The sequence below is a fragment of the Flavobacterium sp. genome (genome assembly GCF_035195345.1).
Lineage (GTDB): Bacteria > Bacteroidota > Bacteroidia > Flavobacteriales > Flavobacteriaceae > Flavobacterium.
In genome coordinates this window covers 2,078,069-2,099,884 of the sequence record NZ_CP136574.1, presented here as the reverse complement: position 1 = coordinate 2,099,884, position 21,816 = coordinate 2,078,069, and the positions used below count along the sequence as shown (strand labels likewise).

Below are 21,816 nucleotides of genomic sequence, written 5' to 3'. Positions count from 1 at the left end.
GTGTTATTTATTTTGCTTTTCCCAGTAAATAGCAACAAAAGTGTTTTGCTATTGAGTAGTTTTTGCATGGGAATTCTATTAGATATGTTTTGCAATTCGGGAGGCATTCACACCATAGCATCTTTAATTTTAGCTTACATAAGACCATCGCTTTTTAAATTTGCATTTGGATTGAGTTACGAATATCAAACCGTAAAAATTGCCGATAAAATTTCGCCAGAGCGTATTACATTGTTATTATTAGCTATTTTTATACATCATTTTATCTTATTCTTTTTTGAATATTTTAGATTCGATTTATTACTTACAATATTATCTAGAACCTTGGCTAGTACTTTATTTACGTTTATTATATGTTTGCTAACCATTTATTTAATTAAGCCAAGCAATAGACGATGAGAAAAGCCGTTTTACCAGCCGTAATCATTATTACTTCCATTCTTCTGATTGTACGAATTTTCTATCTTCAAGTAATTGATGAAAATTTAAAACTGCAATCAGAAAATAATGCAATTAAAAAAGTATTTGATTTTCCCGAAAGAGGTTATATCTATGACCGAAATGGTAAACTTTTAGTTGCCAATCAGCCGTCGTATGATATCATGGTAGTGCCCAGAGAAATCAAAGATATAGACACAACCGAATTTTGTAATTTACTTCACATAACAAAAGAGTTCTTTATTAAAAAAATTGAAAAAGCTAACGTTTATAGTCCAATATTACCCTCTGTTTTCTTATCACAGTTAAACAAAGCAGAATATGCGGCCTTTCAAGAAAAAGAAAGAAAATTTGAAGGTTTTTACACCCAAAAACGTTCGTTGCGAGATTATCAAGTAAAAGAAGGAGCTAATATTTTTGGTTTTATTACACAGGTTAACGAAGCTATTTTAAACAAAAAAAAATACTACAATAGTGGAGATTTAATAGGAAAACAAGGTGTTGAACAACAATACGAAGAAATATTAAGAGGCGTAAAAGGCGTAAAATACTTACTTCGCGACAAGCACAATAAAATTATTGGTCCTTACAAAAAAGGTCAATTTGACACCATTGCACAACAAGGAAAAGACTTAACTCTAACCATTGACCATACACTACAAAAATACGGTACCGAGTTAATGATTAATAAAAGAGGTGGAATTGTTGCCATTGAGCCTAAAACAGGGGAAATTTTGGCATTAGTTTCTGCACCAACTTTTGACCCATCCTTGTTAGTGGGGAGGCAACGTTCAAAAAACTATACCGCTTTATACAACGATTCTATTGCAAAACCATTGTATGATAGAGGCTTACAAGCTACCTATCCACCTGGGTCGCCATTTAAAATTGTAACAGGATTAATTGGATTACAAGAAGAAGTAATTGATGAACAAAGCACTTTTTACTGTAATCACGGTGCTAATTTTGGAAGATTTATGGGATGTCATTGTGGTTTACACACGCTTCAATTGAATAATGGCATTTATAAATCTTGTAATAGCTACTTTGGAAATACTTATAAAAGAACCATTGAAAAATATAAAAACTCATATTATAGTATTGATAATTGGGCAAATCATGTAAAAAGTTTTGGACTAGGTCAATTTTTAGGAACGGATATGCCGATTGGAAGTAAAGGATTAGTTCCTAATTCAAATCTATATAGAAAAATGTACAATGGTGCAAAGATTAGAAGTTCATATATTATTTCTAATGCTATTGGACAAGGCGAGATACTAACATCTCCAATACAACTTGCAAATATGATGGCTGCGGTTGCAAATCGGGGTTATTATTACACTCCTCATATTGTAAAAAGCATTAAAGATCAAAAGCTCGACAAAAAATTTACAACAAAACACTATACGACTATTGATAAACAATATTATGAACCTATTATTCAGGGCTTGGAAGATGTTTACAATTTCGGAACTGCTTCTGGCTTTAGGGTTGAAGGTTTGAAAATTTGCGGTAAAACTGGTACAGCAGAAAATAAAATAAGGATAGCTGGAAAAACCTTCCAATTAAAAGACCATTCTATTTTCGTTGCCTTTGCACCTAGAGAAAATCCAAAAATTGCTTTGGCTGTTTTTATCGAAAATTCAGGTTATGGTGCAACTTGGGCAGGACCAATTGCTACTTTAATGATAGAAAAATATATTAATGGAAAAATATCAAGAAAAGATTTAGAAACCAGAATGTTAACTGGTAGTCTTCAAGCGGAATACCAAAAAATTGAAAATATTATTTTTCAGAGAAAAGTGGATGCAACTAAAGTTCAAGATTCTTTAAACAAAGTAAAAGTTGAAATTAGCGAAGCCAAAAAAGAAGAGGAAGAAAACTAAATGAAAAATCAAAGCGTAGGAAATAGAATCGACTTTATCAGCATATTACTTTACGTTGTTTTAGTAATTATGGGCTGGATGACTATTTATTCTGCCTCTTTACCTTTAGAAGAAACTTCCATTTTTGATATTTCTCAAATATATGGAAGACAAATGCTGTTTATTGGCTTAACCATTCCCCTTATCTTTATAATATTATTTACTGATGCTAAAATATTTGAACGTCTCTCGTTTGTTTTTTACAGTTTAGGAATTATACTATTACTTGGATTATTTGTTTTTGGTGTTACCAAAAAAGGACAAACCAACTGGTATCAATTTGGAGGTTTTGGTTTTCAACCTTCAGAATTTGTTAAAACCGCAACAGCTCTTTTACTTGCTAAATATTTAAGTTATTCGCAAATTAATTTAAAATTAACCAAACATCAAATCATAGGATTAGCAATTGTTGGACTGCCAATTCTTCTAATATTAATGCAACCCGATGCTGGTAGTGCCATGATATTTGTTTCTTTGATATTTGTATTAAATAGAGAAGGATTGCCAAGCTGGTATTTCTTTGCTGGAATAATAGCAATTGCCTTATTCTTTTTATCCTTGGTAATACAGCCTATGTACTTAATTTCTGTTATATTGGTAATCATGATTATTCATTATATTTTTAACAGAAAAATATCTAGAAACCCAATTGTCTATGGATTACTTTACTTAGTAATGGCAGGATTTTCATATTCTGTAAGCTATGTTTATGATAGTGTTTTAGAACCTCATCAAAAAGATCGTATAAACGTTTTAATTGGTGATGATGTAGACATGAAACGCGAAGGTTACAACTTAAACCAATCTATGATAGCCATTGGGTCTGGAGGGTTACTAGGTAAAGGCTATTTAGAGGGAACGCAAACTAAAGGTGGTTTTGTTCCTGAACAACATACCGATTATATTTTTACTACAGTAGGTGAAGAATGGGGTTTTATTGGAAGTATAACGGTAATTCTATTGTTTGTTGCCTTATTTTTAAGAATCATCTATTTAGCCGAGAATCAGAAAACCAAATTTAGTAGGGTTTATGGTTATTGTGTAGCAACCTATTTGTTTACACATTTCTTTGTAAATATCGCCATGTTAATTAAGTTATTCCCAACTATTGGAGTTCCACTACCCTTTTTCTCATATGGTGGTTCGAGTTTGTGGGCGTTTACAATTTTGCTTTTTATCTTCATTAAATTAGATGCTAATAAAGTAAATGAGTGGTAATTAAAAACTCCATTTTTTATATCAGACTGAGATTCAAGTTGATTTTCAATTTCGTCAGACAAATTAGGATAAAAATCAATTCCAGTCATTTTTTCTATTTCATCAACAGAAAGCACAAATTCATACAAAGGTTTATTTGAATTTTCATGGGGCACTAAAAACCAATCATTTGAGTACCATCTTTTGATAAAAGTACTTTATAAAATAATTAGGAACTGAAACCTTCTCTTTTCCTATAGTTTTCAAATCATCTGTTAAAACACCTCCTGAAACAATATATAAACCTTCCTTTGTAGCAGCCCAATAGCGAATTTATCTTCCAATCGATTCCAAACCCCTAAATTAAATTCATGTTCTTGTGGACTAATATTTGACGTAAAAAAAAAGTTTCTTGAAATGACTTATAGGATTCTTTTCTATCACCAGCGGGACATAAATGTCCTTTATCATAATCCGAATTTTTGTAGTTTCTCCAATCAGCGGAATTGGATTTAACTAAAGGATCTTGTGTGAAAAATGGTCTATCAAAGTGGGTTGAATTTATATCATCAACATCTAAATAATAAGCAACCCACTCACTTTGCTCATGTGCTTCAGAATAAGAAAAAACATAAGCAGAGCGGTGATAAATAGCATTTGTAATAGAAGTTGGTAAAAAATCAAAATCAGTTGCAACATTAGCTTCATTTGAAGTAAAATCATCCGTTTCATTTACTAATTCATTACTCTCTTTACAAGAAGAAAAGATTAACACTAAAATAAACAAACTAAATTTAATAATACTACCTTGTTATAATTCAAAAACTAAAAAGTCCCTAATTAAAGGGACTTTATAAATTAATTCATGCTCAATTTTTGGGTAAAACTTTTACCTTTTGTGAGTAATTTTATATCTGAAATAACATTTAAAGTTTCCTCAATATAAATATCTTTTTGCATTTCTTCATGCCAACGCTCTCTTTTTTGCTTTAATAAAGTATCTTTTTCAAACAAAGCCACTTCATCTGGCAATGAAACAAATTGAAACTTATTATTGTAATCCGAAATTGCTTTAAACTTTTTAATTTTAGCATCGGTAGCATTAATTTCGTTATTAAAATCATTTAAATTTAAACTAAAAACATTCTCGTCTTTACGTTCAAAAATCCATTTTGCATTTTCGTCAATTAAATTAAATACTGGATTAGCAGCAATTCTTTTCTTGCTATTAGCAATAACATTATCATAATTAATTTGTAAAGGCTCATATTTTGCTGGTGCTATCTTATCCCAAGGTAAAGCACTTTCCTCATCACGTTCGCCCATATCTAAATAAGCAAATCGATCAGGAAAAACGATATCACTTTTTACTCCTTCTCTTTGGGTTGAACCACCATTTATTCTATAAAACTTTTGAATTGTAGTCTTTAAAGCTCCTAAATCACCAAAAGAATTACCTCTAATAAATTGATTTAAATCGATAACATTTTGAACTGTTCCTTTACCATAAGAATGACTACTTCCAACCACAATACCTCTTTTATAATCTTGAATAGCTGCAGCAAAAATCTCAGAAGCTGAAGCTGAAAAATTATTAATCATTACTACTAATGGTCCATCATATTGTACTTTTTTATCAGGGTCTGGTAAAATTTCAGGACTTCTGCCAGGTGCTTTAACTTGTACAACTGGTCCTTCTGGAATAAATAATCCAACCATTTTAACTACCGTTTCTAAAGAACCTCCTCCATTGTCTCTCAAGTCCATAATAAGACCATCAATATTTTGGGCTTTCAGTTTTTCGATTTCTAAAGCAACATCCTTAAAGGCATCTCGATTGAGTTTGTTTTCAAAACTAATATAAAATTTTGGCAAATAAATAATTCCGTATTTTTTACCATCTTTCATTACAATACTAGATTTTGCAAAAGTTTCTTCAGTTTCAACTTCGTCTCTAATAATTGAAATTACCTTAATAGTTCCATCAACTTTTTTAACTGTTAAGCGAACTTCCGTCCCTTTAGGTCCTTTAATCTTTTTAACTACGTCGTCTAAACGCATTCCAGCAATATCAAGAGGTTCCTCCTTTCCTTGAGCGACTTTTAAAATTAAATCACCCGCTTCTAACTCTTTCCCACGCCAAGCTGGACCACCAGAAATTAATTCAGAAATTTCAACTCCACTTTCTTTTTTTTGTAAACGAGCACCAATTCCTTGAAAGGTTCCACTCATACTTACATCAAATTTTTCTTTATCTTCAGGTGAAAAATAAAACGTATGTGGATCATATCGCTCTACAATAGAATTTAAGAAAATGGCATACCAATCATCTCTATTTAATTCCTTTTCAATAAAGTCAAAATATTCGTTTAAAGATTTTAAAGAATTTTCTCTAACTTCTTTTTCAATTACATCAAAACTTTTTACTTGGTATTTAGCATCGTCTTTCTTTTTATCTTCTTCAAGTTTTTGTTTATCTGAAATGGTAGAAAGAGCAGATAATTTTAATTGTTTTCTCCATCTGTCCATCAACTCTGTCTTATTTTTACTGTAAGGCAGTTTGTCATAATCAACATTGATGGTTTCTTGCAAGTTGAAATCGAATGGTTTACTTAATACTTCTTCATAAATAGCTCTTGACTCTTTCATTCTTTGTAACAAACGTTCATTTGTTAAATTAAAAAATGAAATATCTTTGTTCTTAATCATGTCATCGATAGAAGTTTCATATTTACTGAACTCATTCAAATCGCTTTGTAGAAAAAAGCGTCTTGTAGGATCAAGATTATCTAAATATTTTTTATATACTTTTTTAGAAAAATCATCATTTAACTCCACAGGACTATAATGCCCTTTTTCTAAAACAAAGGCCAACAACTCCAATAAAAGTTTATCTTTTTCAGGATCTTCTTTTTTCTCACTTGGGATAAAACTCCAAAGTATTGCAGATAAAGCAGTTACCAACAATATAACCTTATAATTTCTTTTCATAAATTCAACTATTCGTTTCATTGAAAAATTTTCAACTAAATTACACAAAAAATCATGCCACAAGTGTGCAAATTACTATAATTTTTTGTTAAACCAATAAAAAAAAGGATTCAAAAAAAAGGATTCGGCATAAATTATTTAATTTAGCAAAAAATGTAAAAATGGCAAGACCTCTAATACTAGTAACAAACGATGATGGCATTGTTGCTCCTGGAATTCGAACTTTAATTGAAGTAATGAAAGAACTTGGAGATGTAGTTGTAGTTGCTCCAGATAGCCCACAAAGCGCAATGGGTCATGCTATTACCATAAACAATACCCTAAAATTAGAAAAAGTAACACTAGATAAAGATCTTTCACAAGAATACAGTTGCAGTGGCACCCCAGTAGATTGTGTAAAAATTGCCGTTAATGAAATTTTAAATAGAAAACCCGATTTGTGTGTATCGGGTATTAATCATGGTTCAAATTCTTCCATTAATGTAATTTATTCAGGTACAATGAGCGCTGCAGTGGAAGCTGGAATCGAAGGGATTCCCGCTATCGGATTTTCGTTATTAGATTATAGTTGGGATGCTAATTTTGAACCTATAAAAAGTTATGTAAAACAAATTGCGCAAGGTGTTTTAGAAAAAGGATTACCTGAGGGCGTGATACTAAACGTAAATTTTCCGAAATTAAGTAAAGAAGATATCAAAGGCATTAAAATTTGTCGCCAAGCAAAAGCCATGTGGCAAGAAGAATTTGATAAAAGAACCAACCCACAAGGAAAAGAATATTATTGGTTAACCGGTAAATTTATCAATCAAGACAAAGGAACGGATACAGACGAATGGGCTTTAGAAAACGGTTATATTTCAATTGTTCCGGTTCAGTTTGATTTAACAGCACATCATGCCATTCAGCAATTGAATTCGTGGGAATTATAAAGAAAATATATGAAATATTATATCATAGCAGGAGAAGCTTCGGGCGATTTACACGGCTCTAACTTAATGAAAGCGTTGATTGAAAAAGATCCAACGGCTGAAATTCGTTTTTGGGGTGGCGATTTAATGCAAAATGTAGGTGGAACTTTAGTAAAACACTATCGTGAATTAGCATTTATGGGTTTTATTGAAGTTATTTTGAACCTAAAAACGATTTTGAATAACATCAAAATTTGTAAAAAAGATATTGAAGCGTTTCAACCTGATGCCATTATTTTTATAGATTATCCGGGTTTTAATATGCGCATTGCTACTTGGGCAAAAGAGCGAAATATCCCTACACATTATTACATTTCGCCTCAAATTTGGGCTTGGAAAGAAAATCGCATTAAGGCAATTAAGCGCGATGTAGATTATATGTACGTGATTCTTCCATTTGAGAAAGATTTTTACGGGAAAAAACATAATTTCCCTGTACATTTTGTTGGACATCCGTTAATTGATGCCATAGCGAACCGAACTGAAATTTCAGACGAAAAATTTAGAAAAGAAAATAATTTATCAGACAAGCCTATCATTGCATTGTTACCAGGAAGTAGAAAGCAAGAAATTTCTAAAATGCTTTCTATTATGTTATCGGTAGTAAAATATTTTCCTGATTATCAATTTGTTATTGCAGGCGCTCCAAGTCAGGAATATGAATTTTACAAAACATTTTTAACCAACGAAAATGTGAAATTTATTTCCAATAAAACCTATGATTTATTGAGTCATTCGTATGCTGCTTTAGTAACTTCTGGAACTGCAACTTTAGAAACTGCATTGTTTAATGTTCCTGAAGTGGTTTGTTATAAAGGAAGTTACATTTCGTATCAAATTGCTAAACGCATTATTACTTTAAAATACATATCATTAGTCAATTTGATTATGGATAAAGAAGTGGTAAAAGAGTTAATTCAGGAAGAATTGAATACGAAAAATTTAAAAATTGAATTGGTAAAAATTCTAGATTCTGAAAACCGCACCATTTTATTACAAAATTACGCCGAGTTGAAACAAAATTTAGGAGGACATGGTGCTAGTCAAAAAACGGCAGAATTGATTGTGAATAGTTTACGGAAATAATCAGATTAAGCGTTGAAAGTATTAAAGTTTCCTTTACTCACCATTACCATTAGTTTTGCAATTGGAATTATTGCAGAATATTATTTTGAATGGACATTTTCTAAGCTTATAACTTTACTTATTTTTTGCTTTGGTGCTTTTTGCTTTCTGTTTTGGAAAAGTAAAAAAGTGTTACTTCAAAATATAAGTTTTGGAATCACTACTTACCTACTTGCTTTTTCATTAGGAATGCTGAGCTTTTATGTGCATTCTGATACAAACAATGCGAATCATTACACAAAAAATACAATTGAAGAAACCAATTCTATTCGGGCAATTGTAACTAGTGTTTTAAAACCTAATGTAAAATATAATAAATATTTCATCTCTCTTTCGCATTTTAATGATTCTGTCACTTCAGGAAAAATGTTGCTTTATGTTCCGAAAATCAATACCATAAAATTAAGCACTGGTGATGAAATTTGGTTGAAAAATTCGGTTTATCCCATTCCAAAAGCCTTTAATCCGTACCAATTTGATTATGCAAACTATTTGGAAAAACAAAACGTTTTCCACCAAATTTATACCCAGGAAAACCAAATTAAAATTATACAAACGTACAGAATCTTTGACTTTTATATTGAAAAATTAAGAAATAGTCTGAGTAAAAGTTTTGATATTCATCATTTTGAACCCAAAACCAAAGCGATTATTGATGCATTAATTTTAGGGCAACGACTAGAACTAGATAAAGAAACCATTGCCGATTATTCCAATGCGGGTGTAATTCACATTTTAGCAATATCTGGACTTCATATTTCAATTATTTACTTCTTTATTGTTTTCTTATTAAAACCTTTAAAAAGAGTCCGATTTGGAGCCGAAATTCAATTACTTATTGTTTTAGCTATCTTATGGCTATTTGCATTTCTAACAGGCCTACCGGCTTCAGTTACAAGAGCAGTAACTTTATTTAGTTTTATTAGCATTGGAAACTATTTTAACCAACCCAAAGCTATTTATAATGCATTAGCCATTTCAGCTTTTCTTATTTTATTGATAAATCCCAACGCAATTTTTGATGTGGGTTTTCAATTGAGTTATGCAGCGGTTTTATCCATTGTTTTATTTCAACCGTTTTATAAAAAGTTTTATTTTACAGAAAACAAAATTGGCATCTACTTTATAGACACCATCTTAGTTTCATTAGCGGCACAAATAGGTGTTTTACCTTTGAGTTTATATTATTTTAATCAATTGCCTTTATTGTTTTTATTTGCCAATTTGATCATTATTCCACTATCTAGTTTAGTATTAATTGTCGGAATTGTGATTTTACCTTTAAACTATGTTTTTCCTTCGATAGCAGTATTCTTGGGGCATATTTTAGAATATAGCATTCAATTCATGAACAATTATATTCATTGGATTGCCCAATTTAAAAGTGGAATAATAACAAATATCTCTTTTTCAGGTTGGCTAACATTTTCAATGTATTTGATTATTATAGCTTTAATTTATGGTTTATATCATGCGAAAGCAAAAAACGTGAAATATATTTTACTATCCATTTTAATTTTTCAATGCAGTTATATTACAGTTAAATGGAATGAAAACCACAGAAGTGAATTGGTAATTTTTAACGAAAAAGCAACATTAATTGGTATTAAAAATCAAAAAAATGTGATTGCTTTTAGTGATGCCCCAGAACATCATTACGCCACTTTAAATCACTATAAAAGAGGAACCTTTTCAGATTCACTAGAGGTTTTTTCATTGAAAAACACCATATCGTTTAAAAATAAAAGAATTTTAGTAGTAGATAGTTTAGGAATTTATAAAACCTCGATTCGTCCTGACATTATAGTATTGACTCAAAATCCAAAAATAAATTTATTGCGATTAATCCAAGATGTTTCGCCCAAAGTAATTATAGCAGATAAAAGTAATTACAAAAACAGCATCAAGCGTTGGGAAACTACTTGCAGAAAAGAAAAAATCCCTTTCCATGCCATAGCCGAAAAGGGATTTTATAAACTAGAATAAAATATTTATTTTTTCTTAATGATTTGATTTGCACTACTTAGCCAAGCTTGTGGGCCACCAGCCACATAACCTGTACTTCCTAAGGCATTCAAATTCACTTTAGCATCAGCAGTTTTGGTAGCCTCTACAAACCAAACTGTTGGATAACCTCTAACTTGAAGTTGTTGTTGTAATTGTGCATTTTGAGTTTTAACAGCCTCCGTTTGATTATTTTTTCTTGGAAAATCTAACTCAACCAAAACAACACTTTCTTTAGCCCATTTAATAAATTCTGGGGTTTTGAATACTTCTTTCTGCAAACGAATACACCAACCACACCAATCTGAACCGGTAAAAAACAAAAACATTGGTTTGTTTTCTTTAATTGAAATATCCGTTGCTTTTGACATATCTGTATGCCATGTTAATTCTTCCTGCGCTTGCATTGACATACTTGTCAATGTTAAAAACGCTATTACTAAAATCTTCTTCATATATATAATTTAATAAAACAAAAATAATCAAATTGAATGCCAAAAAACATCCTTTACTTAACTTCTTGCATTAATTTTTTAACTAATGGTGAAATTACAATTAAAACAACACCAGCAATTAATGCATAAATAGCTAATTGTTGGTAGCCATCGGTATAAGTAATTAATTTTTCAGCCTTAGTAGCATTTTCGTTGGCACTTGACATACCAGCCCCCAAAATTCCAGCAACATATTGACCATAAGCACTTGCTAAAAACCACATCCCCATCATAACACCTTGTAACTTTAAAGGAGAAAGTTTAGTCATAATAGAAAGTCCAATTGGAGACAAACAAAGTTCACCAAATGTTATTATGAAGTAAGCCAATGTAAACATTTCTAATGAAGTCATGCCATTAAAATTTGCGAAAAAACGTGTAAAATAGAACGTATAAAAAGCTAATGCTAAAAACAAAAAACCCAAACCAAATTTAACAACAGTATTAGGTTCTGCTTTTCTTGAATTTAACCAAACCCAAACTAGACCTAAAAGTGGTGCAAATATGATAACAAATAAAGAATTTGCAGCATTATTTACGCCGTTTGGATCTAAATTAACGCCAAAAAAATCATTGTCTAAATTATTAGCTGCAAATAAACTCAATGAACCTCCACTTTGTTCGAAAAAAGCCCAAAAGAAAATTGAAAAAACAATGAAAACCATAGCAGCAATCAATTTTTTATTTTCTTGTAAAGAAAAATTTCGCATTTCATATAGTAAATATAACAAGGTAATAGGTCCAATGGTATACATAAAATAATCGGTATATTCTGGATTAGAAACCATTGTCATAATTAAAGGAATTGCCACTATTGTTCCAATATATGTAGCATATTCATATAATTTTCTTTTAGAATCTTTCAAATGTAATAAAGGAGAAAGACCTATAGTAGCTAGACTTTTTTGAGTAAATAGAAAAGTACCCAAACTAATTGTCATTACAATTCCGGCTAAACCGAAAGCTAAATTCCATGAATAATTTTTACCTAAATAAATACAAGCGTAACCTCCTAAAAGTGCGCCAATATTAATTCCTGAATAAAATAATGAAAATCCGGCGTCTCTTCTGGCATCATTTGCTTTGTATAATGTTCCAACCATAGTTGAAATGTTTGGTTTAAAAAATCCAGTTCCAATTACAGTAAAAGCAATACCAAGGAAAAAAAATTGTTTGGGATCGAAGGCTAAAATAGCACTTCCAATAATCATCATAATTCCGCCCCAAAAAAGCGATTTTCTATAGCCTAGAATTTTGTCGGCAAATAAACCTCCTACAAAAGTAAAAGCATAAACGAAGGCTTGTGTTGCTCCATATTGTAAATTAGCTACATCTTCTTTCATGAACAATTCATGAACCATGAAAAAAGTTAACATACCGCGCATTCCATAAAAACAGAAACGCTCCCACATTTCGCTAAAGAATAAATACCAAAGTTGTTTTGGATATTTTCCTTTAAAATCCTGAATTTGTTCTATTGTTTGCATTAATTATTTTTATTTAACTCGTATATAATTCTATCTTGATCTATTATTTGTTTTAAATCTTCTTCTTTAGGCATATAAAGCATGTATTGACTTGCAAAAAGCGTATTATTATCGCTTAGTACGGAATATTTTACAATAGTTTCGTCTTTTTCTGTGCAAAGCAAAATTCCAATTGTTGGATTATCGCCTTCGTTTCTTTTTAAATCATCATACATTCTCACATACATATCAATTTGACCAATATCTTGATGGGAAAGTTTATCCGTTTTTAAATCGATAATCACAAAACATTTTAAAATATAATTATAAAAAACCAAATCAATATAAAAATCGGAAGTATCTGTAATTATATGTTGTTGTCTTGCTACAAAAGCAAATCCTTTTCCAAATTCCAATAAAAATTTTTGAATATGATCTATGATAGCTGTTTCAATTTGAAACTCGGTATTTTTAGCATCATTTGAAAGTCCTAAAAATTCAAAAATATAAGGATCTTTTAATACTGAATGTATTGAAAGATTTTGCTCTTTTGAAATTGGATTTAAAGTTCTTTCAAAACTTAACGATTTAATTTGTCGTTCTAATTGTCTTGAATTCCATGAATTTTCTGCCGCTTCATTCAAATAGAACGTTCTTTTTTCTTCTGAATCTATTTTTGATAATATTCTATAATGTGTCCAACTCAATTCTTGACGCAATGCGTCAAGAATTGGAAATGAAAAATAGAATTTTCTCATATTAGTTAAATTGGTATAATCAAATCCCTTCCCAAATTCCAAAGTCAATTCTTTAGAAAGGTTTTTTAATAAATTAGAACCGTAAACAGCTCGACTTTCGCCCTGTTGTTCTTCTTCAACTATAAGTTTACCAATATTCCAATACGTTTCTAATAAAACGAAATTAACCGAACGATACACTTTTTGACGAGAAATTAAAATTACTTCTCGAATAGTATTAAAAAATATTTCGTTAGTCAAACTCATTTAGTGTATTCCTTTTTCTTGCATTACTTTGTTTAGTTGTTTCAATAAAATAAACATCAACATTGTAGCAAATAGTAATAATCCGAAGTTAATCCAAAAGAAATCTTGTTTGTTGTCATACGTATCCCAAAGACTTGCTAACACACCACTTAATTTATTTCCGATTGAAGTGGATAAAAACCAACCACCCATCATTAATGAAGTGATATTCGTTGGACTCAATTTTGAAACTACTGATAATCCCATCGGACTTAAGAATAACTCTCCGATAGTGATAACTCCGTAATTAGCCACTAACCACCAAACACTTACCTTTTCAGAACCGTTTGCTCCCATATTTACAGCAGCAATCATTACTAATACTGATAAAGCTGAAATCAATAATCCGAAAGCGATTTTTGTTGGAGTTGATGGTTCTTTCTTTCTACTTCTTAAAAACGTAAAGAAAGCCACTACTAAAGGCGTTAAAATAATTACCCAACCTGGATTGATAGACTGACTTAAATTGGTTGCCCAAAGCGAAACTGTTGCTCCTTCTTCAGGTAATTTTTCTTTCGCAACGTTTCTGAAATAAACGGGATAATCTACAGTTTTTTGAACTTCTCCATCTACTTTTTGAATACGGAAACTGGCATCGTATAATTCAACAGTATCTTTTTTATATTCTACTTCTTTGGCTAATTTTAATCCGTTGAAAACCGTTTGAGTAGTTCCAGTAATTTCTCTATCGGTATAACGATCTGCCCAAGTATTAAGTGCTGAACCGTTTAATTTGAATACTCCCCAAAATAAAATAACTACTGCGAAAATGGTTAATAAAGCACCAATTGGTCTTTTGTCTTCCACTTTGGCTTTGAAATACAAACTTCCATAGAAGAAAATTACTGGAATACACGCAAAAATAAAAGCATCAGTACTATCCGAACCAAAAATATAACCTCCAGGATTTGCTTCAGAAGTAATTCCTTTTAATAACCAACCAATTACTCCAAAAACTGCTGATGGTAGTAAAATGAAAAGTACAATTTTATAAAAAGGCATGTCGCCAGGCTGTACTCCTTTTTTCTCCGTTTGATTTCCATAGTGTTTGGTTCCTAATAAGAAAACTATCACTCCGATAAACATACCAATACCAGCCGCCATAAAAGCATATTGCCAGCCTAATAAAATTTGCAAGGCAGCTCCAAAGAAATTACAAATAAAAGCTCCCACATTAATTCCCATGTAGAAAATGTTGTAGCCTTCGTCTTTCTTGTCTTTAAATTTATCTTCTGAATAAAAATTACCCAAAAGTGTTGAAATATTTGGCTTGAAGAAACCATTACCAATAATCACTAATGTCATAGCAATGTAAAGCATGGTAATATCATGAATTCCCATCATGAAATAACCGGCTCCCATCATTAAACCACCAATTACGATGGATTTTTTATAGCCCCAATATCTATCAGCAACTAACCCTCCAATAAAAGGAGTTAGGAAGACCAAAGCGATAAAAGTTCCGTATAAATCAGATGCTTCTTTCTCGGTCATAGCGAATCCAGCTTCAACATCTTTAAGATATAAGGTAAAAATACCAATCATTAAATAATAACCGAAACGCTCCCACATTTCAGATAAAAACAAGTAAGGCAATGCTTTAGGATGACTTTTCCACATAATTTATTGTATTAAAAAAACAAACCTACAAGGGTTTCTTGTAGGTTTGAAAGATATAAAAAATATTTTTAAATGCAATTAGGTCATCCCGTTCATCATTTTTTTCAATTTTGGCGATAGTACAGCTAAAATAATTGCTGCAATTCCACATAAAATAACAAACACCATAAAGAATTCATACAAGTTGTGAATTTCAAATCCTGCAAATGAAGTATATTCAACTGGCAATTGTTCTTTTTCAAATAATGCTACTTGTTCTGCAGTCAATGTTACTTTTTTATCTAAAACATCTTGAAGATTAACACCCAATGCTTCAGCTTTTTGAAATTTATCTCCTGTTGCAGGTATAATTGCTCCTAATGAACCTGCTAAAGCATATCCAGCGGCGTTCGAAATAAAGAAAACCCCATATAATAATGAGGCAAAACGTTTTGGTGCTAATTTACCAACCAATGATAAACCGATTGGCGACAAACATAACTCTCCCATTGTTTGAATTAAGTACAACAACATTAACCATTTAATAGCTAATAAACCTGAATTACCAAGGTCTTTAACATTATGAGCTATGATAAAATAACTAATTGCTATTAAAGCTAATCCTATTGCTTGTTTTAATGGAGAAACAGGCTCTTTACCTTTAGCTCTTAACTTATCCCAAAGTAAACTGAAAGGTAACGCCAACATTACTACGAAAATTCCATTGAAAATTTGCACCATTGAAGGTGGCATATTCCATCCAAATATATTTCTATCAGTTTGATTGTCCGCAATAAAAGTTAACGAAGAACCTGCTTGTTCAAATGCAGCCCAGAAAAATATAATAAAAAACGAAACAATATAAATTACCCATATTCTTTGTCTTTCTATTTTATTTTCAGCAGAACTCATAATTAAGTATGCTAAAGCAATACCAGCAGAATAAATAAATGGATAAATAATTCCTTTGATTAATTGCCCCATAGCAACATCTGAAAATCCGAATTCACCCACTAATAAATATCTAAATACAAAGAATAATGTTGCGAAAATTGCAACCGCAGTACCTATTGCCGTTCCTGTAAACTTTGCAGTTTGTGTTTCTCCTTCTTCAAAGTCATCACTTACATTATTTTTAGGCAATCCTCCAATTGGTCTACCTTCAGGAGTCACTACATATTTATTTTTTAATATAAAAAAAGTAATGGTTCCAATTATCATTGCAATCGAGGCTGCTAAAAATCCCCATTTGAAAGCAAAAATATCTCTAACTCCTGTTTCTGCATCTTTAACATCTCCAACCCAAGGGCAAATAAATTGACCTAAGAAAGCTCCGATGTTAATCCCCATATAGAAAATTGTAAAAGCAGAATCTAATTTATTTTTTTCTTGTTTTGGGTACAAACTTCCAACCATTGAAGAAATGTTTGGTTTAAAAAATCCATTCCCAAAAATGATAATAAACAAAGCAACCCACATGAATATTTTTGCACTACTTATACTTGAATCAAAAGTTGAAGCACTTATAAATAATAAAAATTGTCCAATTGCCATAAGTGTACCACCCAACATAATACTATATCTATTTCCAATATATTTATCAGAAATAAACCCTCCTAAAAGTGGTGTTAAATAACATAATGCTAAAAATCCACCATATATAATGGCTGCATCTGCTTCTTTGATTAATAAAGAATTCACCATGAACAATGTCAAAATCGCTCGCATTCCGTAGAAATTGAAACGCTCCCACATTTCTGTTCCAAATAAAACCCAAAGTCCTTTTGGATGGCTTTGTTTTGCCGCTACTTCACTCATATAAATTAATTTTAGTTATTGGTTTATTATAATTTTTCTTTAATAAAATTCGTCATTTTTGTGTACAATTGCAGACGCGTTTTCCCGCCGTAAATTCCATGGTTTTTATCGGGATAAATAGCCCAATCGAATTGTTTATTAGCTTGAACTAATGCTTCCACCATTTTCATAGTATTTTGAACATGAACATTATCATCAGCCGTTCCATGAATTAATAAGAAATTCCCTTTTAATTTACTTACGTGATTGATTGGTGAGTTATTATCGTAACCACTAGCGTTTTCTTGTGGAGTTTGCATGTAACGTTCAGTATAAATACTATCGTAATATCTCCAAGAAGTAACCGGAGCTACAGCAATTGCCATTTTGAATACATCAGCACCTTGGAACAAACAGTTTGACGACATAAAACCACCATAACTCCAACCAAAAATTCCAATTCTAGTAGCATCCACATAATTGTATTTACCAATTACTTTAGCGGCATCAATTTGATCTTCTACTTCATATTTACCTAATTCTTTTTGCGTACATTTTTTGAAAGCCGCACCTTTAAAACCAGTTCCTCTTCCATCCACACAAGCCACAATGTAACCTTGTTGAGCTAATAGCATAAACCAATAATCATTCGCTCCATTCCAAGTATTTGCTACCTGTTGAGAACCCGGTCCTGAATATTGAAACATAAAAACTGGATATTTCTTAGTAGCATCAAAGTTTTTTGGTTTAATCATCCAAGCATTTAATTGTTGTCCTTTTTCAGTAGTTAATACAAAGAACTCTTTTGGAGTTACATCATATTTTGCTAATTTTTGCTCTACCGCTTCATTAGAAACAATAGTTTTAACAACCGCTCCCGCTTTTGAATCGTTTAAAGTATAAATTGGTGCCGAAGTTGCACTTGAATATATATTAATAAAGAATTGGAAATTTGGACTAAACGTTGCTGAATTAGTTCCTGTTTTTGAAGACAATCTTACTTTTGATTTTCCATCTACTTTAATAGCATAAACATCTCTATTAATGGAACCATTTTCAACAGACTGGTAATACACCATACCTGTTTTTTCATCAAAACCATAATAACTAGTTACTTCCCATTTTCCTGAAGTAATTTGTTTTTTTAACTTACCTGAACGATCATAATGATAAATATGATTATAACCATCTTTTTCCGATGTCCAAATAAAACTGTTATCTTTTAGAAACGTTAAATTATCGGTAACATCAACATAAGCGTTATCTTTTTCATTTAACACAATTTTTGCGATACCTGTATTAGCCTCAACAAAATGTAAGTCCAAATTATTTTGATGACGGTTCATAACTTGAACACTCAAAATAGCTGCATCATTGGTCCATTTGATTCTTGGGATATAAAAATCTTTATAATTCCCCAAGTTTATCTTTTTGGTTGTTCCTGATTTTAAATCGAAAATATGTAACGATACTAAAGCATTTTTCTCACCCGCTTTTGGATATTTGAAAACGGTTTGTGTAGGATATAATCCTTCATTGTACATATCCATTGAAAATTCAGGCACCTCGGTTTCATCAAATTTAATATATGCAATTTTATTTCCTGTAACATTCCAATCATACGCTTTTACAAAAGCAAATTCTTCCTCATATACCCAATCGGTAATACCATTAATAATTTTATTTTTTTGCCCATCATTTGTAATTTGAATTTTTACACCTGAACTTAAATCATGAACATGTAAATTATTTTCAAAAGCATATGCGATTTTTGTTCCATCAGCACTAAAAGTAGGCTCTTGAATAGCATTTGCAGTAAAACTATTTAAAGTTTTTGAAGGCATATCATAAACATAATATTGTGCGGTAAAAGAATGACGAAAAATTGGAGTTGAATTTGTAGCAATCAAAATCTTTTTTTCATTTTTGTCAAATGAATAACTATCAATTGCTTTAATTTCGGGATGATTTTTGGTATCAAAAAGAGTGCTAACTTTTTCTAAAGTTGCAAAATCATATAAATCAATTTGATAACTTTTTGTTGCTCTATCAAAATTTAACACCGTGTACTGATTGGTGTTCTTCATGGCACTCAAAGCATCCATTCCTTTGGTTCTAAAGGCGCCACCCCAAATTTCTTCTAAAGTGATTTTTTGTTGTGCAAGTATTGATACTGAGCTCAATACAAAAAACAATACGGCTAATCTTATTTTTTTCATTTTATATATTCTTAAAAGACCCCAATTTTAGTGAAAATATATGAATTAACCATAATTTTAACTGCATTTATTAAAAACGCAATAAAATCAAATTTGCTATCTTTGTTTATTATTGAATAAATTATGAGTCAAAATATAAAAGGATTTTCAAAACTTTCTAAAGAAGAAAAAATAGATTGGATAGCAAATGCTTATTTTTTAAATCCTACCGAAGCAAAGGAAAGTCTAATTAAATATTGGAATGCAGATGATAATTTGCAAAAATTGCACGACGAATTCATTGAAAACACTTTAACAAATTTCTACTTACCTTACGGAGTAGCTCCTAATTTTATTATCAACGGAAAAGGTTATACTATTCCCATGGCGATTGAGGAAAGCTCAGTAGTTGCTGCAGCATCAAAAGCCGCTAAATTTTGGGGCGAACGTGGTGGTTTTAAAACTACAATTATCAACACAGAAAAAATTGGTCAGGTACATTTTCTCTTTAATGGATCGGTCGAAAAATTAACTGCTTTTTTCAACCAAACAAAGCCACATTTTTTTTCAGACACTCATGAAATTACCAAAAACATGCAAAAGCGTGGTGGCGGTATATTAGATATAGAATTAAGAGACAAAACTTCGGAAATTGCAAATTACTTTCAATTACATGCTACTTTTAACACTAAAGATAGTATGGGTGCCAATTTCATCAACACCTGTTTAGAACAATTTGCCAAAACATTGGAAGCAAAAGCCAATGACTATGACGGATTTACTCCTGAAGAAAAAAATGTACAAATTATTATGAGTATTTTGAGTAATTATGTACCAAATTGTGTGGTTAGAGCTGAAGTTTCATGTCCAGTGGAACAACTTTCAGAATCGGCAACCATTGATGCTAATGAATTTGCTCAAAAATTTGCAACAGCTGTTAAAATAGCAGAAGTTGAACCTTACCGTGCGGTTACTCACAACAAAGGCATCATGAACGGCATTGATGCTGTGGTTTTAGCTACTGGAAACGATTTTAGAGCTGTCGAAGCAGGAATACATGCTTACGCAAGTAAATCTGGACACTATTCAAGTTTATCGCATGTTAAAATAGAAAACGGCATTTTTACTTTTTGGATGGACGTTCCTTTAGCACTAGGAACAGTCGGAGGATTAACCTCATTACATCCGTTAGTAAAATTTTCTATGGAATTATTAGGAAAACCTTCTGCTGAAGAACTTATGCAAATTGTTGCTGCCGCTGGTTTAGCACAAAATTTCGCTGCTTTGCGTTCGTTAACTACAACTGGAATTCAGCAAGGCCACATGAAAATGCATTTGATGAATATTTTAAACCAACATCAGGCAACTAAGGATGAAAAACAAAAAGTAGTAGCCTATTTTAAAGACACTACCGTAACACATAGTTTAGTAATTGATTATTTAGAGAAATTAAGAAATTAATGGAAACTCAAACGTTTTACAGCAACGGAAAACTATTACTGACGGGCGAATATGTTGTACTAGACGGTGCAAAAGCATTAGCCGTTCCTACTCGTTTTGGACAAAATTTAATTGTAAAAAAAGGAAATAATCAACAAATAAAATGGACAAGTTTTGATGTTGATAAAAGTATTTGGTTTGAAGAAATTATTACTTTCGAAGCTATAACAAGCAAATTATTGAGTAAAAATAGCGAGGGTATAAAAAACACATTAATTGAAATTTTACATCAATCCTATATTCAAAATCCTGATTTTTTAAACAAAGAAGGCTATGAAATTGAAACGCATTTAACATTTCCTCGCATTTGGGGGTTAGGAACTTCTTCCACTTTGATTAATAATATTGGACAATGGCTACAAATTGACGCCTTTGAATTATTAACCAAAAGTTTTGGCGGCAGCGGTTATGATGTAGCATGTGCACAAACAAATATGCCCATCATCTATCAATTAGAAAACGAAATTCCTCATTTTAAAGGCGTTCATTTTAATCCGCAATTTAAAGAAAACATACATTTTGTTTATTTGAATCAAAAACAAAGTAGCAAATCAGCAATTTCAAACTACATGACGCAACGTCATAAAACAGGGAAAATAATTCCAAAAATAAATACAATTACTTTTCAAGCCATTGATTGCAAAGACGGAAAAGATTTTGCTAAATTAATGGAACTTCACGAAATTATGATGAGCGATGTTTTGGAAACAAAAACCGTTAAAGAAAAATTATTTCCCGATTTTAAAGGTGTAATAAAAAGTTTAGGTGCTTGGGGAGGCGATTTTGTAATGGTACTTTCTAAAGATAATCCAAAAGCATATTTTACAGAAAAAGGCTATCCTACTGTTTTAGCCTACGAAGAAATGGTACTATAACCCTTTTTAAAACGTATTAAAAACAAAAAATCCCAACAATTGTTGGGATTTAAGTGGTACCTCCAGGGATCGAACCAGGGACACATGGATTTTCAGTCCATTGCTCTACCATCTGAGCTAAGGTACCTTTACAATTTCAAGCTGTACTGCTTGCTTATTGCGGGTGCAAATATATAACGATTTTTATATTTTCCAA

General features: G+C 31.2%; 15 protein-coding genes, 1 tRNA gene and 1 pseudogene. 8 read left to right on the top strand and 9 right to left on the bottom strand.

All coding sequences use genetic code 11. From position 1 onward, the window contains the following. Positions 1 to 51: 51 nt before the first annotated feature. From RSE15_RS09990 to rodA, 3 genes are read left to right on the top strand one after another with little or no spacing between them, the layout of a single operon-like run. Positions 52 to 399, top strand: a complete 348-nt coding sequence (locus tag RSE15_RS09990; protein ID WP_324068155.1) for a rod shape-determining protein MreD — start codon at positions 52 to 54, stop codon at positions 397 to 399. Then, positions 396 to 2,324 (top strand): penicillin-binding protein 2, encoded by a 1,929-nt coding sequence (gene mrdA / locus RSE15_RS09985; protein ID WP_324068153.1) that lies wholly within the window; start codon positions 396 to 398, stop codon positions 2,322 to 2,324. The genes RSE15_RS09990 and mrdA overlap by 4 nt, the downstream gene beginning before the upstream one ends. After that, positions 2,325 to 3,581: a rod shape-determining protein RodA gene (gene rodA / locus RSE15_RS09980; protein ID WP_324068151.1), complete on the top strand. Its 1,257-nt coding sequence runs from the start codon at positions 2,325 to 2,327 to the stop codon at positions 3,579 to 3,581. It begins immediately after the preceding gene. A gap of 254 nt (positions 3,582 to 3,835) precedes the next feature. Here rodA and RSE15_RS09975 read toward each other — a convergent pair. Next, positions 3,836 to 4,335 (bottom strand): annotated as a pseudogene (locus RSE15_RS09975) (DNA/RNA non-specific endonuclease). Positions 4,336 to 4,418: 83 nt separating this feature from the next. Further along, on the bottom strand, positions 4,419 to 6,572 hold the full coding sequence (locus RSE15_RS09970) for a carboxy terminal-processing peptidase (RefSeq protein ID WP_324068149.1): 2,154 nt from the start codon (positions 6,570 to 6,572) through the stop codon (positions 4,419 to 4,421). A gap of 140 nt (positions 6,573 to 6,712) precedes the next feature. On the opposite strand from RSE15_RS09970, the gene surE reads away from it, so the two are divergent. From surE to RSE15_RS09955, 3 genes are read left to right on the top strand one after another with little or no spacing between them, the layout of a single operon-like run. Beyond that, positions 6,713 to 7,480, top strand: coding sequence for a 5'/3'-nucleotidase SurE (gene surE / locus RSE15_RS09965; RefSeq protein WP_324068148.1), 768 nt, complete (start codon positions 6,713 to 6,715; stop codon positions 7,478 to 7,480). Between the two features lie 9 nt (positions 7,481 to 7,489). After that, entirely contained in the window at positions 7,490 to 8,605 is a 1,116-nt protein-coding gene (gene lpxB / locus RSE15_RS09960) for a lipid-A-disaccharide synthase (protein WP_324068146.1), read from the top strand. A gap of 12 nt (positions 8,606 to 8,617) precedes the next feature. Further along, positions 8,618 to 10,630: a ComEC/Rec2 family competence protein gene (locus RSE15_RS09955; RefSeq protein ID WP_324068144.1), complete on the top strand. Its 2,013-nt coding sequence runs from the start codon at positions 8,618 to 8,620 to the stop codon at positions 10,628 to 10,630. Between the two features lie 5 nt (positions 10,631 to 10,635). Here the strand turns inward: RSE15_RS09955 and RSE15_RS09950 are convergent, their stop codons facing one another. The 6 genes from RSE15_RS09950 to RSE15_RS09925 all read right to left on the bottom strand — a co-directional run bounded on the left by RSE15_RS09950 (position 10,636) and on the right by RSE15_RS09925 (position 19,266). After that, the gene (locus RSE15_RS09950) at positions 10,636 to 11,103 is read right to left on the bottom strand and encodes a thioredoxin family protein (protein WP_324068142.1); all 468 of its coding nucleotides are present in this window, start codon (positions 11,101 to 11,103) and stop codon (positions 10,636 to 10,638) included. A gap of 53 nt (positions 11,104 to 11,156) precedes the next feature. Continuing rightward, the gene (locus RSE15_RS09945; RefSeq protein ID WP_324068140.1) at positions 11,157 to 12,629 is read right to left on the bottom strand and encodes a peptide MFS transporter; all 1,473 of its coding nucleotides are present in this window, start codon (positions 12,627 to 12,629) and stop codon (positions 11,157 to 11,159) included. After that, positions 12,629 to 13,612, bottom strand: coding sequence for a PDDEXK nuclease domain-containing protein (locus RSE15_RS09940; protein ID WP_324068138.1), 984 nt, complete (start codon positions 13,610 to 13,612; stop codon positions 12,629 to 12,631). Before RSE15_RS09940 ends, RSE15_RS09945 begins: the two co-directional genes overlap by 1 nt. Next, positions 13,613 to 15,271 carry a peptide MFS transporter gene (locus RSE15_RS09935; protein ID WP_324068135.1) on the bottom strand — a complete coding sequence of 553 codons (1,659 nt, stop codon included), beginning with the start codon at positions 15,269 to 15,271 and terminating at the stop codon, positions 13,613 to 13,615. A gap of 78 nt (positions 15,272 to 15,349) precedes the next feature. Continuing rightward, positions 15,350 to 17,068: a peptide MFS transporter gene (locus RSE15_RS09930; protein WP_324068133.1), complete on the bottom strand. Its 1,719-nt coding sequence runs from the start codon at positions 17,066 to 17,068 to the stop codon at positions 15,350 to 15,352. Between the two features lie 26 nt (positions 17,069 to 17,094). After that, positions 17,095 to 19,266 (bottom strand): S9 family peptidase, encoded by a 2,172-nt coding sequence (locus RSE15_RS09925; RefSeq protein WP_324068131.1) that lies wholly within the window; start codon positions 19,264 to 19,266, stop codon positions 17,095 to 17,097. A 123-nt stretch (positions 19,267 to 19,389) separates the two neighbouring features. On the opposite strand from RSE15_RS09925, the gene RSE15_RS09920 reads away from it, so the two are divergent. Together RSE15_RS09920 and RSE15_RS09915 are read left to right on the top strand one after the other, a co-directional pair. Continuing rightward, on the top strand, positions 19,390 to 20,706 hold the full coding sequence (locus RSE15_RS09920; RefSeq protein ID WP_324068129.1) for a hydroxymethylglutaryl-CoA reductase, degradative: 1,317 nt from the start codon (positions 19,390 to 19,392) through the stop codon (positions 20,704 to 20,706). After that, entirely contained in the window at positions 20,706 to 21,620 is a 915-nt protein-coding gene (locus RSE15_RS09915) for a GYDIA family GHMP kinase (RefSeq protein ID WP_324068128.1), read from the top strand. Before RSE15_RS09920 ends, RSE15_RS09915 begins: the two co-directional genes overlap by 1 nt. Positions 21,621 to 21,674: 54 nt before the next feature. On the opposite strand, the gene RSE15_RS09910 is transcribed toward RSE15_RS09915, so the two are convergent. Then, positions 21,675 to 21,747: transfer RNA gene (locus RSE15_RS09910), tRNA-Phe, on the bottom strand. Positions 21,748 to 21,816 lie beyond the last annotated feature (69 nt).

What these genes read in the sequence shown, in the direction of transcription:
- mrdA (WP_324068153.1), top strand. Translation starts at nt 396, where the DNA reads ATGAGAAAAGCCGTTTTACCAGCCGTAATCATTATTACTTCCATTCTT.
- rodA (WP_324068151.1), top strand. Translation starts at nt 2,325, where the DNA reads ATGAAAAATCAAAGCGTAGGAAATAGAATCGACTTTATCAGCATATTA.
- RSE15_RS09970 (WP_324068149.1), bottom strand. Translation starts at nt 6,572, where the DNA reads ATGAAACGAATAGTTGAATTTATGAAAAGAAATTATAAGGTTATATTG.
- surE (WP_324068148.1), top strand. Translation starts at nt 6,713, where the DNA reads ATGGCAAGACCTCTAATACTAGTAACAAACGATGATGGCATTGTTGCT.
- lpxB (WP_324068146.1), top strand. Translation starts at nt 7,490, where the DNA reads ATGAAATATTATATCATAGCAGGAGAAGCTTCGGGCGATTTACACGGC.
- RSE15_RS09950 (WP_324068142.1), bottom strand. Translation starts at nt 11,103, where the DNA reads ATGAAGAAGATTTTAGTAATAGCGTTTTTAACATTGACAAGTATGTCA.
- RSE15_RS09945 (WP_324068140.1), bottom strand. Translation starts at nt 12,629, where the DNA reads ATGCAAACAATAGAACAAATTCAGGATTTTAAAGGAAAATATCCAAAA.
- RSE15_RS09940 (WP_324068138.1), bottom strand. Translation starts at nt 13,612, where the DNA reads ATGAGTTTGACTAACGAAATATTTTTTAATACTATTCGAGAAGTAATT.
- RSE15_RS09935 (WP_324068135.1), bottom strand. Translation starts at nt 15,271, where the DNA reads ATGTGGAAAAGTCATCCTAAAGCATTGCCTTACTTGTTTTTATCTGAA.
- RSE15_RS09930 (WP_324068133.1), bottom strand. Translation starts at nt 17,068, where the DNA reads ATGAGTGAAGTAGCGGCAAAACAAAGCCATCCAAAAGGACTTTGGGTT.
- RSE15_RS09925 (WP_324068131.1), bottom strand. Translation starts at nt 19,266, where the DNA reads ATGAAAAAAATAAGATTAGCCGTATTGTTTTTTGTATTGAGCTCAGTA.
- RSE15_RS09920 (WP_324068129.1), top strand. Translation starts at nt 19,390, where the DNA reads ATGAGTCAAAATATAAAAGGATTTTCAAAACTTTCTAAAGAAGAAAAA.
- RSE15_RS09915 (WP_324068128.1), top strand. Translation starts at nt 20,706, where the DNA reads ATGGAAACTCAAACGTTTTACAGCAACGGAAAACTATTACTGACGGGC.